12 protein-coding genes are annotated in these 14,019 nt (G+C 65.3%); 5 read left to right on the forward strand and 7 right to left on the reverse strand.

What is annotated here, in order from left to right:
- On the forward strand, window positions 1-349 hold a 349-nt coding region (locus ACFPFW_RS18310), incomplete at its 5' end, for a dihydrodipicolinate synthase family protein (protein WP_379771802.1).
- On the opposite strand, the gene ACFPFW_RS18315 is transcribed toward ACFPFW_RS18310, so the two are convergent.
- Complete coding sequence (locus ACFPFW_RS18315) at window positions 346-2,601, reverse strand: MHYT domain-containing protein (protein WP_114958658.1); 2,256 nt, start codon at window positions 2,599-2,601, stop codon at window positions 346-348. The genes ACFPFW_RS18310 and ACFPFW_RS18315 overlap by 4 nt on opposite strands.
- 388 nt (window positions 2,602-2,989) lie before the next feature.
- Here ACFPFW_RS18315 and ACFPFW_RS18320 point away from each other — a divergent pair, with 388 nt between their 5' ends.
- The gene (locus ACFPFW_RS18320) at window positions 2,990-4,021 is read left to right on the forward strand and encodes an LLM class flavin-dependent oxidoreductase (protein ID WP_114958657.1); all 1,032 of its coding nucleotides are present in this window, start codon (window positions 2,990-2,992) and stop codon (window positions 4,019-4,021) included.
- A gap of 36 nt (window positions 4,022-4,057) precedes the next feature.
- Here ACFPFW_RS18320 and ACFPFW_RS18325 read toward each other — a convergent pair whose 3' ends face one another.
- Entirely contained in the window at window positions 4,058-4,360 is a 303-nt protein-coding gene (locus ACFPFW_RS18325) for a DUF1127 domain-containing protein (protein WP_114958656.1), read from the reverse strand.
- A gap of 326 nt (window positions 4,361-4,686) precedes the next feature.
- On the opposite strand from ACFPFW_RS18325, the gene ACFPFW_RS18330 reads away from it, so the two are divergent.
- The 3 genes from ACFPFW_RS18330 to upp are packed head-to-tail and all read left to right on the forward strand — an operon-like array spanning window position 4,687 to window position 7,857.
- Window positions 4,687-5,958: a GTP cyclohydrolase II gene (locus ACFPFW_RS18330; RefSeq protein ID WP_114958655.1), complete on the forward strand. Its 1,272-nt coding sequence runs from the start codon at window positions 4,687-4,689 to the stop codon at window positions 5,956-5,958.
- Window positions 5,955-7,202: a URC4/urg3 family protein gene (locus ACFPFW_RS18335; protein ID WP_114958654.1), complete on the forward strand. Its 1,248-nt coding sequence runs from the start codon at window positions 5,955-5,957 to the stop codon at window positions 7,200-7,202. Before ACFPFW_RS18330 ends, ACFPFW_RS18335 begins: the two co-directional genes overlap by 4 nt.
- A 16-nt stretch (window positions 7,203-7,218) precedes the next feature.
- Entirely contained in the window at window positions 7,219-7,857 is a 639-nt protein-coding gene (upp, locus tag ACFPFW_RS18340; protein WP_114958653.1) for a uracil phosphoribosyltransferase, read from the forward strand.
- Between the two features lie 109 nt (window positions 7,858-7,966).
- Here upp and ACFPFW_RS18345 read toward each other — a convergent pair whose 3' ends face one another.
- Genes ACFPFW_RS18345 through ACFPFW_RS18365 form a run of 5 tightly spaced genes read right to left on the reverse strand, consistent with a single transcriptional unit; the run spans window position 7,967 to window position 13,816 of the window.
- The gene (locus ACFPFW_RS18345; protein WP_114958652.1) at window positions 7,967-9,262 is read right to left on the reverse strand and encodes an amidohydrolase family protein; all 1,296 of its coding nucleotides are present in this window, start codon (window positions 9,260-9,262) and stop codon (window positions 7,967-7,969) included.
- Window positions 9,259-10,188 (reverse strand): ABC transporter permease, encoded by a 930-nt coding sequence (locus ACFPFW_RS18350; protein ID WP_114958651.1) that lies wholly within the window; start codon window positions 10,186-10,188, stop codon window positions 9,259-9,261. The genes ACFPFW_RS18345 and ACFPFW_RS18350 overlap by 4 nt, the downstream gene beginning before the upstream one ends.
- Before the next feature lie 10 nt (window positions 10,189-10,198).
- The gene (locus tag ACFPFW_RS18355) at window positions 10,199-11,272 is read right to left on the reverse strand and encodes an ABC transporter permease (protein ID WP_114958650.1); all 1,074 of its coding nucleotides are present in this window, start codon (window positions 11,270-11,272) and stop codon (window positions 10,199-10,201) included.
- Window positions 11,269-12,834 carry an ABC transporter ATP-binding protein gene (locus ACFPFW_RS18360; protein WP_114958649.1) on the reverse strand — a complete coding sequence of 522 codons (1,566 nt, stop codon included), beginning with the start codon at window positions 12,832-12,834 and terminating at the stop codon, window positions 11,269-11,271. The genes ACFPFW_RS18355 and ACFPFW_RS18360 overlap by 4 nt, the downstream gene beginning before the upstream one ends.
- A gap of 37 nt (window positions 12,835-12,871) precedes the next feature.
- The gene (locus tag ACFPFW_RS18365; RefSeq protein ID WP_379771821.1) at window positions 12,872-13,816 is read right to left on the reverse strand and encodes a BMP family protein; all 945 of its coding nucleotides are present in this window, start codon (window positions 13,814-13,816) and stop codon (window positions 12,872-12,874) included.
- Between the last annotated feature and the right edge of the window lie 203 nt (window positions 13,817-14,019).

Below are 14,019 nucleotides of genomic sequence, written 5' to 3' on the forward strand. Positions count from 1 at the left end.
CCTGTGCGGCAATGGCGGCCTGTTCCTCGATTTCGAGCCCGAGCGCGGCGCCGACGGCGCGATGACCGGCTATGCCTTCCCCGACATGCTGGTCGAGCTGATCGAGCTCCATCGCGCCGGCAAGCGCGATGCGGCGCATGATCTGTTCGACGCGCATCTGCCGCTGATCCGCTACGAGCAGCAGCAGGGGGTCGGTCTGGCGGTGCGGAAATATCTGCTGTGGCGGCGCGGCGTGATCACCTCGGACGCGCAGCGTAAGCCCGGCCCGCCGCTGAACGCCGCCGCCCGGGCCGAGGTCGACTACCTGCTGGGCCGGCTCGCCCGGCGCGACCCGCGCGCCGCGATTTAGGCGGCGGTCGTTTCTCCGAGACCAGGCGACTGGCCGGCCAGCACCGCTTTCAGTTCCTCGCCGGCAAAGGGCTTCTGCAGGCGTGGCAGGCCGAGCTTGTCGGGCGTCTGCCAACTCGACGCGAAGCCGCTGATGAGGATGATGCGGAGGTCAGGGTAGGTCGTGCGCAGCCGCGCAGCGGCTTCGCTGCCTGTCAGGCCGGGCATGGCTTCGTCCATCAGCACGACGTCGGGACGATCCGCTTCGGCAATCTCGATCGCGCCGAGCCCGTCCACGGCCTCGACGACCTCGCAGCCCATATCGAGCAGCATCGCCGCCGTCGCCTGCCGGACCGGTTCGTCGTCATCGACGAGGAGCACCCGGAGCGCGACGTCCAGATCGGGGGCTTCGACGGTCGGGCCGGTCTTGGCGTCATGGATATCCTTCGCTCGTGGGAAATAGACGCGGACCTCGGTTCCCTTTCCCGGGGCGGTGTCGATCTCGATGCCGCCTCCCAGTTGTTTGGCGAGGCCCAGCACCTGCGGCAGGCCGAGGCCTGAACCCTTGCCGACATCCTTTGTCGTGAAGAACGGCTCGAACACGCGGCCGAGAACCTCCGGCGACATGCCGGTGCCGGTGTCCGACACCGCGACCATGACGTGCTCTCCCGGTGGCGGTGCCTCCGTCGCGCTGGCGCGCACGGGAACGGTGACGTTCGATGTACGTACAGTGATGATGCCGCCGTCCGGCATCGCGTCGCGCGCATTGATCGCCAGATTGAGGACGATGAGGTCGAGCTGTGTCGGATCGGCCAGCGCGGGCCAGAGATTGGGCGCCAGCGAGGCCTGAACCCGAACCATCCCGCCGAGCGTCGCATTCATCAGGCCGAGCGTGTTCTCGATCAGCGTGTTGACGTCGACGGTCTCGGCCGTCAGCCGCTGGCGGCGGGAAAAGGCGAGCAGCTGCTGGGTCAGTTTGGCGCCGCGGAAGGCGGCCTTCTGGGCGCGATCGAGATATCTCGCGACCGTATCGTCGTCAGTGCGCTTGGTCGCTAGTTCCAGATTGCCGGTGATCGCCATCAGCAAATTGTTGAAGTCGTGAGCGACGCCCCCGGTGAGCTGGCCGACGACTTCCATCTTTTGTGCCTGGACGAGCGCGGCTTCGGTGCGGCGGCGTTCGGTCATATCGATGATGCCGCCAAGTCCGCGCAGGAACTGGCCGCAAGCGTCGCGCTCCGCCTTGATCGAGACGCAGGCATCGAGGATCGAGCCGGTCTTCGTCATGATGTGGCGGTTGACATCGTTCAGGTCGTGACCCGCCATCAGTCGCGGCCAGTCCTCGCTCCGATAGGTCTCCGCCGATTCCGGCGTCATGAACCGATCGAGCTTTTGGCCCATGATATCCTGGCGTTCATATCCGAGCAGATGCTCCGACGCCTCGCTGACATGGTCGATCAGGCCGGACGCATTGAGACTGAAGAGAGGCAGAGGGGTGCGTTTGTAGAGATTCCGGAAACGCTCCTCGCCGGCCAGTGCTTCGCGCACTGCGATCGCGGCGAAGCGCCGGTCGAACAGAGCCGCTGCCCAGGCAAGGAAGAGAATGAAAAAGGTCAGGGCCGCGAGGCCGAGCGCCAGGACTGTCTGGTCGATGCTCGCGGCGCCATGGCCTCGATCCACCGTGTGTTGGCCGGTGAAGGTGGCCGCGACCATCGCCGTGTAGTGCATGCCGGAGATGGCAAAGCCCATGACGACCGCAGCGATGGCCCGAACTTTGTGCGACGTATCGCGCCCGGCGAGCCAAAGCGCGACGGTTGCGGCGCCGATGGCGATCAGGACCGAGACTGCCACCCAGAAACGGTCATAACTGAGGGCCGCCGGCATCCGCATCGCCGCCATGCCCATATAGTGCATGAGGACGATGCCGATCCCCATGACGAGACCGCTGCCCAGCAGCGCAAAAAGGCTGCCCGGGCGCTGCGAAACGATGAAAAAGCCGAAGCCTGTGACGAGGATCGGCAAAAGAAGGGAAACGATCGTCAGCCCGACATCGTAGCTGACCCGCATCGGCATGCCGAAAGCGAGCATGGCGATGAAATGCATCGCCCAGATACCGCCGCCCATGGCGATCGCGGCCGTAACGAGCCACGATAGACGGGTGCGGCCGATAGAATTTTGGATGCGTGAGGCAAGGTCGAGCGCGGTGTAGGACGCGGCGATCGCGACAAGGACAGACAACGCGACGAGCCATCCGTCATGTGTGCCGTGAACGATCACTCCACCCTCACGCCCGCGGGTGTGGCCGAATCCCGCTCGGGAATATCGTACATCAATAGATTGGGAGGGCGAGCGCGAAGCAAAGCGCTTGGTCAACAGATTACGTCCGGCCGCACGAAGTGGCCGGACCGTGGAAGCTTACTGGCCGAAGCTGCCTTTCTTGTCGTACACGCAGTCTTGCCGCTGATCCTCGGTTGTCGGCCGGGGCGATGCGCGATTTGGTTAGGAGGTTATTTCCGCCACCAGATGCGATGATAGGGAATGCCTATCAAATTGCAGGAATGCCATCGAAGCTTGGCGTCCAGGCAGTTCGCAGGCGGTTCCGCACGCGGTAAGGCCTTACCATATGGCGGATTGCGGCATTCGCCGCGATTGACCAGAGGAATTCATGACATCGGCGATTGAACTTGGGCTCGACACGTTCGGCGACGTGACGAGAGGAGCCGACGGCAAGCCGCTGCCCCACGCGCAGGTGATCCGCAACCTCGTCGACGAGGCGGTACTGGCCGACAGGCTCGGCGTCGATTTCATCGGCGTTGGCGAACATCACCGCGCCGACTTCGCCGTGTCCTCTCCCGAAATGGTCCTTGCCGCGATCGCTGGCCGGACGGAGCGTATCAGGCTCGGTTCGGCGGTGACTGTGCTGAGCTCGGACGATCCGGTGCGCGTGTTCCAGCGCTTCTCGACGCTGAACGCAGTCTCGAACGGCCGTGCCGAGGTGATCCTCGGCCGCGGTTCCTTCACCGAATCCTTCCCGCTGTTCGGCTATGACCTCGACCAGTACCAGACGCTATTCGAGGAGAAGCTCGACCTGTTCGTGCATCTCTTGCGCGACGAAGCCGTCACCTGGAGCGGCACGACGCGCGCCGGGCTGAACAATCAGCGGGTCTTTCCGACGGTCGAAGGCGGTGAGCTGAAGACCTGGATCGGCGTCGGCGGCAGCCCGCAATCGGTCGTCCGCGCAGCCAGCTACAACCTGCCTTTGATGCTCGCGATCATCGGCGGCGATCCGAAGCGTTTCGCCCCCTATGTCGATCTCTACCGCCGCGCGTTCGAGCAGCTCGACCGTCCGCTTCCGCCGATCGGCGTGCATTCGCCGGGTTACGTCGCGGACACCGACGAGCAGGCGCGCGAGGAGCTTTGGCCAGACTACAAGGTGATGCGCGACAGGATCGGCGCTGAGCGCGGCTGGCCGCCGATGGGGCGCTCCGAATTCGACCAGGAAGCCGATCACGGCTCGCTCTATGTCGGTTCGCCGGAAACGGTGGCGCGGAAGATCGCGGGAACGGTGAAGGCGCTCGGCGTGTCGCGGTTCGACATGAAGTACAGCGCGGGCACGCTGCCGCATGAGAAGGCGATGCGCTGTATCGAGCTTTACGGAGAGAAGGTCATGCCGCTCGTTCGCGACATGCTGGGCTGAAATGAAAAGGACGAGCCGCGGGGCTCGTCCTTGAGATCACGCTGCCGCGTCGAGCGTTTCCGTATTCAGCTCACGCGAGCCTGTACGGCGTTCGGTCGCAAGCAGGGCAAGCCGGGTCGTCGGATCGCGCCACACAGGTTCCGCGAACGCGCTTTCGACATCGCCACGGCTGATGCCGATATCCGACAGCATGCGGTCGTCGAGATGTGAGAGCATTCCGCCCGCGACATAGCGATTGGCCACGGCGGACCATACCGTCTGCATTTTGACCAGAAGGTCGCGCAGCGAGGAGGTTTCGGTCGTCGCGGAGAGACCGGACTGCATAGAGACGTGCGCCATGGTGTTCTCCTTTCCGTGATTGGCTATTGAAGGTGGTGAGTGATCCTCCTGCTGGCCTGCGTGAAGCTGGACAGCACTCGAATCACAATGGAGCTCGTCTGAAGCGAGGGCTTTTTAGCCTTCGACTATTGCGAGCGTGTGTCATCGGACCACGGAATATGTTTCTTGGCTCGAAACATATTCATCAGCTGTTTACATTTAAGGCTGGTTTGGCTGGGAAATGACCGCCCGGGACGCATGGCTGACCCTCCGTTGCGGTTCTTTCACGCTCATGTACACTTAATTGCTTGATCCGGCGGACCCTCCTGCCGGCGCGAGTAGTGTGTATGGACCAGGACCTTCCGACACGCGGCAACGACCGGCAGATTCCTCAGCCGATCGTCCTCACCTCACATCCCGGAAATTCGAGCAGCGCGCCGCGACCAGTTCTCTGGGGCGCGGGTGACCAGAAGAGCCGCGGCCCCGTCATCGCGACGCCGCGCTCCGCAGGCCGCAATGCCATCGGCGCTCATTCGGGATCGTATTCGCTCTATCGCGCTTTGGCGGTCGCGGCCGGCCAGCTCGACGCCGACCATAAGCCCGACCTGACGAACACCGCCCCGGCCGAACCGATCGGCCCGTTCCCGCAATGGGCGGATGGCGGCAAGATCGTCTCGCTCGATCCCTGGGGACACGTTCCCGGCGGCTTCGCCGAAGACATCGCGGCGGGCGCCGACGTCCGACCGTCGATAGCGGTGACGAAGGCGCATATCAACATGCCCGAGATCGGCGATGCGATACGGGCCGGGCGGCTGAAGGCGGACGGCGAGATCCTCGCTCCCAACGGCGATATCCGCGTCACCAAGATCGCCATCGAACCGGTATGGCAGCTCGAAGGCGTCGCGCGCCGCTTCGGCATTCGCGAGACCGAGCTTCGCCGCCATCTCTTCGAGCACACCGGCGGCATGTTCCCCGAACTCGTGACCCGGCCCGATCTCAAGATATTCCTGCCGCCGATCGGCGGGACCACGGTCTATCTGTTCGGCGACCCGAGGAAGCTCGGACGCAAGGAGACGATCATCGCCTGCCGCGTGCACGACGAATGCAACGGCTCCGACGTATTCGGCTCGGACATCTGCACCTGCAGGCCCTATCTCGCGCATGGTGTCGAAGTGTGCGTACAGACGGCCCAGGAGGGCGGCGTCGGCGCGGTTGTCTATAACCGCAAGGAAGGCCGCGCGCTCGGCGAGGTGACCAAGTTCCTCGTCTACAACGCCCGCAAGCGGCAGGAGGGCGGCGACCGCGCGGACGCCTATTTCCAGCGGACCGAATGCGTCGCAGGCGTGCAGGACATGCGCTTCCAGGAGTTGATGCCGGACGTGCTGCACTGGCTCGGCATCAGCCGGATCGACCGTCTCGTCTCGATGAGCAACATGAAATACGCGCCGATCGTCGCGAGCGGCATCGAGGTCGTCGAACGCATTCCGATTCCCGACGAACTGATCCCTGCCGATGCGCGGGTGGAGATGGACGCCAAGAAGGCGGCCGGCTACTTCACCGACCAGGTTCCGGACAGCGCGGAACTCGGCATCGCGAAAGGCCGCGGGCTCGACGCGTGACGGTAGCGATCAAGGAAGACACCGAAGCGGCTGTCCGCTGGCTCCGCACGCCGGAGGCGATCCGCGAGCGCTGCCACGCTCTGCTCGCGCTTGCCGGACAGGGACGGCTCAAACACTTCGCCTTGCATCTGGAGCGGCTGGAGTCGGCGGCAGACTATGTCGCCGAGGTCATCCGCTCGAACTATCCCGATCTCGACATTCCCTATCACGCGCGCTGGCGGCATTTCGCGGCCGGGGGAGTGGACCGCTGGGCGGCGCTTGCTGCGGATCTCGGCGAGCTCGACGCCGATGCGATTGCCCGCATCAGGTTCGATCTCTGCGTCCCGAGCGTGCTGCTCGACGCCGGCGCCGGTCCCGACTGGATGTTCGAGGAGCCGGGCACCCATCTCTCGATCGGCCGCTCGGAGGGACTTGCGGTCGCGAGTCTGCATGCGTTCCGAGCCGGAGCGTTCTCCGCCGATCCGGAGCGCCCTCTACGGGCCGATGCGTCGGGATTGGAGAGAGTATCGGCCTCGGACATCGCGGCGTGTTTCCAGGTTGAACCGACCAATCCTCTGGTCGGCGTCGAGGGCCGCGCAAACCTCATGCGTGCGCTTGGCGCGGCCTTGCGCTCACGCCCGGACCTCTTTGGCGATGACGAGCCGAGGATCGGCTCGCTCTACGACGCGCTCAAGGGCAAGACCGTCGACGGCGAACTGCCGGCCCGCACCATCCTTGCCGCGGTGATCGCCGGCTTCGGTCCGATCTGGCCGTCGCGGATCGCGCTCGGCAACGAGAACCTCGGCGATGTCTGGAGGCATTCGGGCATCGTTGCTGACGACGCCACGAACGGGCTCGTACCGTTCCACAAACTTTCGCAATGGCTGAGCTATTCGCTGGTCGAGATATTCGAGGATGCCGGTATCCCGGTGACGGGCCTCGACGACCTGACCGGCCTGCCGGAATACCGCAATGGCGGCCTCTTCCTCGATCTCGGCGTGCTGGAGTTGCGTGATCCAAAACTGGCGGAAACCGCGTTGCCGGTCGATCATGAGGCGGTGGTGGAATGGCGCGCCCTGACCCTGGCATTGCTCGACCGGATCGCGGATCCGGTTCGTGCAAGGCTCGGCAAGAGCGCGGCCGAGATGCCGCTGGCGCGGGTGCTGGAGGGCGGCACCTGGGCGGCGGGGCGCAAGATCGCGAGGGAAAAGCGCGAGGGCGGCGGTCCGCCTTTGCAGGTCCTGAGCGACGGAACGGTGTTTTGACCTGGGGGAATGGGGAATGGCCGGAACGGGCAATGTGATCGTCGTCGATCATCCTTTGGTGCAGCACAAGCTGACCTTGATGCGGCGGAAGGACCAGCCGACGACGGATTTCAGGCGGCTCGTCTCGGAGGTGTCGCTCCTCCTCGCCTATGAGGTCACGCGCGATTTGCCGCTCGAGACGATCGAAATCGAGACGCCGCTCGAGCCGATGACGGCGCCGATCCTTGCCGGAAAGAAGCTCTGCTTCGTCTCCATTCTCCGCGCGGGCAACGGCATTTTGGACGGCATGCTCGATCTCGTGCCGTCGGCGCGTGTCGGCCATGTCGGCCTCTACCGCGACCCCGAGACGCTCGTTCCGGTCGAATACTACATCAAGGTTCCGGATGATCTCGGCGAGCGCCTGACGGTGGTCGTCGATCCCATGCTGGCGACCGGCCATTCGGCGGCGGCTGCGATCGGGCGGCTGAAGCAGGCGGGCGCGAAGAAGATCAGGTTCGTCTGCCTGCTGGCCGCGCCGGAGGGGCTCGCGGTGGTCGCGGAAACACATCCGGACGTGACGGTCTACACGGCCGCGATCGACCGGCAGCTCGACAGCCACGGCTATATCCGCCCAGGTCTCGGCGATGCGGGCGATAGGCTGTTCGGGACGAAGTAACGTCCTCATCCTGAGCCGGCCGGAAGGGCCGTTTCGAAGGATTGCCGCAAACTCGGAGTTTGCGGCTTATGGTTCGACACGCGAGCTGCGCTCGCGGCTCACCATGAGGTCAGTTCGCCTCCATCGGCCCATAGGCTGCGCCATTCACCAGGCCCGGCCGCCCGTCCAGAGTCAATCTCGTCTCGACCGCCGGCGTCTCGGCGATCACCTTGCCGCGGCGGATCACGAACAGGCGGTTCGCCTTCAGGCGGATCGCCTCGATCGGGTCCGTCGCCTGCAGCACGACCATGTCGGCATTGCAGCCCGGCTCCAGCCCGTAGCCTTCGAGGCCCATGATCTTCGCCGAGCTCGCGGTCACGGCGTCGAAGCAGAACTTCATCGCCTCGCGGCTGGTCATCTGGGCGACGTGGATCGCCATGTGGGCGACGTCGAGCATGTCTCCGGAACCGAGGGAGTACCAGGGGTCCATCACGCAGTCATGGCCGAAGGCGACGTTGACGCCGTGGGCGCGGAGCTCCGGCACGCGCGTCATGCCGCGGCGCTTCGGATAGGTGTCGTGGCGACCCTGAATCTGGATGTTGATGAGCGGGTTGGCGACGGCGTGGACTCCGGCCTCCGCGATCAGCGGCAGGAGCTTCGAGACGTAGTAATTGTCCATGGAATGCATGGAGGTGAGGTGCGAGCCCGTCACCCGCCCTTGAAGGCCGAGGCGCTGCGTCTCGTAGGCGAGGGTCTCGATGTGGCGCGACATCGGATCGTCCGTCTCGTCGCAATGCATGTCGACGAGGAGCCCGCGCTTCTCGGCGATCTCGCAGAGCGCGCGGACGGAGGCGGCACCGTCCGCCATGGTGCGCTCGAAATGTGGGATGCCGCCGACGACGTCGACGCCCATGTCGAGCGCACGGATGAGGTTCTTCTCAGCGGTCGGCGAGCGGTAGAACCCGTCCTGCGGGAAGGCGACAAGTTGGAGGTCGAGATACGGCGCGACCCTCTTCTTCACCTCCAGCAGGGCCTCGACGCCAGTCAGCCGGTCGTCGCAGACATCGACATGCGAGCGGATGGCGAGGAGGCCGCGCGAGACCGCGAGATCGCAATAACGCAGTGCCCGCTCGACCACGGCCTCGGCGGTCAGGATCGGCTTCAGCTCGCCCCAAAGCGCGATGCCTTCGAGCAGCGTGCCCGAACGGTTGAGGCGCGGAATGCCGAGCGACAAGGTCGCGTCCATGTGGAAATGGACATCGACGAAAGGCGGCGAGACGAGCTGGCCCAGGACTTCGATCTCCCGCGCGCCCTTCTCCTCGATTGCCGGACGGATCTCGGCGATCTTCCCGTCGGAGACGGCGATGTCCTGACCTGTGCGGCCATCGGGAAGCGTAGCGTTGCGGATAATGAGATCGGGGTTCACGAGCGCTGGCCTTTGATGAAGGGAATCATGAGCGCGTTGGGATAGGCGGCGCGGCGGGACATCATCACGAGTGCGAGGATCGACAGGAGATAGGGCAGCATTAGGAAGATCTGGTAGGGGATCGCGCCGCCGACCGTCTGCTGCAACCGGACTTGCAATGCATCGAAGGCGCCGAACAGAAGCGCGCCGAGCAGCGCCTTGCCGGGCATCCAGGATGCGAAGACGACGAGCGCGATGCAGATCCAGCCGCGCCCGGCGATCATCTCGAAGAAGAAGGCGTTGAACGCGGATAGGGTGAGGAACGCGCCGCCGATCGCCATCAGTGCCGAGCCGGCCATCACCGCGCCGATGCGAAGTCCATAGACGCTGAGGCCCTGCGCATCGACGGCGGCCGGGTTCTCGCCCGAAGCGCGGATGGCGAGGCCGAGTGGCGTCCTTGCCATCACATAGGCGACCATGACGACGAGCAGGACCGCGAAATAGGTCAGCGGCGTCTGCTGGAACAGTGCCGGGCCGATGAAGGGAATGTCCGACAGTCCCGGAATCGAGATTGGTTGGAACGGCTCGATTCGCGGTGGCGAGGAGACGTTCGGGAAGGCGATGCGGTAGGTGAAGTAGGAGGCCGAGGTCGCCAGCAGCGTGATGCCGAGGCCCGTGACGTGCTGGGACAGGCCGAGCGGTACGGTCAGGATCGCGTGCAGCAGGCCGAAACCGGCGCCGACGAGCGCCGCGACGAGGACGCCTAGCCAGAGATCGCCGCCGAAATAGACCGTCATCCAGCCCGACATTGCGCCTGCGGTGAAGATGCCCTCGATGCCGAGATTGAGCACGCCGGCGCGCTCGCAGATCAGTTCGCCGAGCGTGCCGAAGATCAAAGGCGTTGCGATGCGGATAGCGGCGGCCCAGAAGGCCGCGGCGGTCAGCATGTCGAACAGCTCAGACAATCCGCGCCCCCGGCTTCTGGAGGCGGATGCGGTAGCGGGTGAGAACGCCGCCTACAAGCACGGCAAGGAGCGCGACCGCGACCGTGAGATTGGCGATATAGCTCGGCACGCCGACCGCGCGGCTCATGCTGTCGGCGCCGACGAACACGGCCGCGACGAAGAACGCCGAAGCCACGACGCCGAGCGGGTGGAGACCCGCGAGCATGGCGACGACGATGCCGGAATAGCCGAAGCCGGGCGACAGATCGTGTGTGAGATAGCCCTTGAGCCCGGCCACCTCGCCGACGCCCGCGAGGCCGGCCAGAGCGCCGGAGACGAGGCCGACGCGGAGCATCACGGTAGTCGTCGACATGCCCGCGAAGCGGGCGGCCGAGGGATTGCTGCCGACGGCACGGATTTCGAAGCCCCACACGGTCCGGGACATGATCACCTGCATGATGACCGCCATCGCCAGAGCGATGATCAGGCCGGCATGGACGCGGGTGCGGGCGATGAGCGCGGGCAGGGTGCCGGCGTCCACGATCGACTCGGACTGCGGCCAGCCGAGCGACATCGGGTCCTTCAGCGGGCCTTCGAGCATCATCGAGACGAACAGCAGGACGACGAAATTGAGCAGGAGGCTGGTGACGACCTCATCGACGGAGAAGCGGAGTTTCAGCGCGGTCGGGATCGCCATCAGCAAGGCGCCCGCCGTGGCGCCCGCAAGGAGGAGCGTCGGGACCAGTATCCAGGACGGAGCGTCGATCGCGCCCGAGCCGAGAACGACAGCGGCGAGCGCTCCGGCATAGAGCTGCCCCTCGGCGCCGATGTTCCAGAGGCGGGCACGGAAGGCAACGGCGACGGCGAGACCGGTGAGAATCAGCGGTGTCGTCCGGGTCAATGTTTCGGCCAGCGCGAATTGCGAGCCGAGCGCGCCGCCGAACATCGCGGCATAGGATTTTCCGAGCGGCGCCCCGGCGACGAGAAGCGGAATCGCCGCGAGCGCGAGCGCAACCACGGCGGCGACAACCGGGGCCGCGACCGCCATCAGCCATGAATATTCCTGGCGCGGTTCCAGCCGGATCATGCGGCGTCCCCGAGATCGGCGTTCTGGCCGGCCATCAGCAGGCCGAGGCGGCGGACGGTCATCTCTCCCGCAGGCCGAATGGTGCTGAGCGTGCCGCGATACATCACCCCGACGCGGTCGGACAAAGCGAGGAGTTCGTCGAGGTCCTCGGACATCAGCAGGATGGCGGCTCCCTTCGCCCGCGCGTCGAGCAGGCGCTGATGGACGAAGGAGACCGCGCCGACATCGAGTCCGCGCGTCGGCTGGTTGGCGAGGATGACGCGCGGTTCGCGGTCGAGCACGCGGGCCAGGATGACCTTCTGCATGTTGCCGCCGGAGAGAAGCCGCGCCTCGGTCTCCGGACCGCCGCCTCGCACGTCGAAGGTCTTGATGGCGGCGCGTGCGCGATCCTTGAGTGCCCCTCGGCGGAGAAGGCCCGCCTGCTGGCATTCGCTGCTGCGGATGTCTTCCAGTGCTAGGTTCTCCCAGAGCTTCATCGTCCCGACGACGCCGTCATGATGGCGATCCTCGGGAATGCGGCCGATGCCGGATTGCATCAGATCGCGCGGCGAGAAACGGCTGACGGTCTCGCCTTGGATGGAAACCGAACCCTCGGTCGGTGCAACCAGACCGCAGACGAGTGCCGCGAGGGCCGATTGGCCATTACCGGCCACGCCGGCGATACCGAGGATTTCTCCCGCGCGGATCGCGAAGCTCGCGCTTTCCAGCGCCTGCCTGCCGCGCGGGTCCGGAGCGCGGACGTCCTTCAGTTCGATGATCGTTGCGCCGGGTTCGTGCGCGCGGCGCACGCTCGGCTGCACGGCGGTGCCGACCATGGTCTCGGCGAGTAGCGCGCGATTGGCTGACTTCGCGTCGATCTCGGCGACCTTCCTGCCGCCGCGCAGCACCGCGACGCGGTCGGCCACGGCCAGAACCTCGTTCAGCTTGTGCGAGATGAAAATCACCGAAAGGCCGGTCGCGGTCAGCCGCTTCAGCGTCGCGAACAGCGCATCGCTTTCCTGCGGTGTCAGCACGGCGGTCGGTTCGTCGAGGATCAGGATGCGCGCGCCACGATAGAGCGCCTTCAGGATCTCGACACGCTGGCGCTCTCCGACCGACAGGCGGCCGACTCGGGCATCGAGGTCGACATGAAGGCCGGATGTCCGCTGCAATTCCTTCAGCCGCGCCATTGCGGTGCGATCGTTCTTCCAGAACTGCCAGAGGCTCTCGGTGCCGAGCGTGATGTTGTCGAGAACGGAGAGATTGTCCGCCAGCGTGAAATGCTGGTGAACCATGCCAATTCCGGCCGCGAGAGCGGCCTTCGGCGAGCCGGGAGGAAGTGGGGCGAGCGATCCCTCTCCATCGGCGACGAAGATTGCGCCCTCGTCGGCGAGGTAATGGCCGAACAGCACGCTCATCAATGTGGTCTTGCCGGCGCCGTTCTCGCCGAGAAGGGCGAGAATCTCGCCGCGACGAAGATCGAGGCTGATCGCGTCGTTCGCGACCAGCGGGCCGAAGCGCTTTGTCACGCCCGCGATCGAGAGGGCGAACGGAGCGTGGTTGTGGGCGGGCAGCTCGGGCATATGAAGAAGGGGCCGCGTGAACGCGGCCCCTTGTATCTTACATGGTCGGCTTCGGTTCCTTGTCGTCGACCGCGACCTTGAACGAACCGTCCTTGATGGCCTTTTCCTTTGCCATGACGAGGTCCGCGACATCCTTCGGAACGACGGCCGGATCGAGCGGGGCGAGGCTTGCGCCGCCCGACTTCATCTCGCTCATCGGGCCGACGTTCTCGGCCTGATACTTGTCGGCGAGCACCTGCTTGATCGCGTAGTCGACGGTCGGCTCCATGTGCCACAGTGCCGAGGCGACGACCGTGCCGGGATAGTCCTTGGACGTGTCGATGACGTTGCCGATGGCCTTCACGCCGCGCTCCTTGGCGGCGTCGGAGACGCCGAAGCGCTCGGCGTACATCACGTCCGCGCCACGATCGATCATCGCGAAGGCCGCTTCCTTGGCCTTCGGCGGGTCATACCAGGAGCCGATGAACGAGATCGAGAACTTGACGTCCGGATTGACCTCCTTGGCGCCGGCCATGAAGGCGTTCATCAGCCGGTTGACCTCGGGGATCGGATAGCCGCCGACCATGCCGATCTTGTTCGACTTCGTCAGCTTGCCCGCGACCATGCCGGTAAGGTAGGCGGGCTCCTGGATGTAATTGTCGAACACCGAGAGGTTCGGCTTCTCCGGACCGAACGACGAGCCCAGCACGAAGGCGATCTTGGGATAGTCGGCGGCGACCTTGCGGGCCGCCTTCTCGACGGCGAAGGCCTCGCCGAAAATCAGGTCCGAACCCTGTTCGGCATATTCGCGCATCACGCGCTCGTAGTCGGTGTTCGCGACGTTCTCGGAGAATTTGTAGGTGATGTCGCCGCGCGCCTCGGCGGCCTTGAGCGCGATGTGGATGCGGCTGACCCATTGCTGCTCGACCGGCACGGTGTAGACGGCGGCGACCTTGAGCGGCTTGTCCTTGGCCGAGGCCGGCGGGGCGGAGAACAGGGCCATCGCGCAGAGCGCAACGACGGCGAAGAGGCAGGCGACGAACGAACGGCGTGTCATGATGATCCTCGAAAGAATGACCCGCTCCCTATGCAGGAGCGATGCCACGAGCGGCGCAAGCGGCAAGCCTGCCACGACCCTGCTGCTCAAGAAAAGTCCCGTGATGAATTTACGGGCAGGTGACGCGATTCTCGGCGTTTGGCAAATTC

Origin of the sequence: Flaviflagellibacter deserti (assembly GCF_042652085.1) — a bacterium.
GTDB classification, from domain to species: domain Bacteria; phylum Pseudomonadota; class Alphaproteobacteria; order Rhizobiales; family Methylopilaceae; genus Flaviflagellibacter; species Flaviflagellibacter deserti.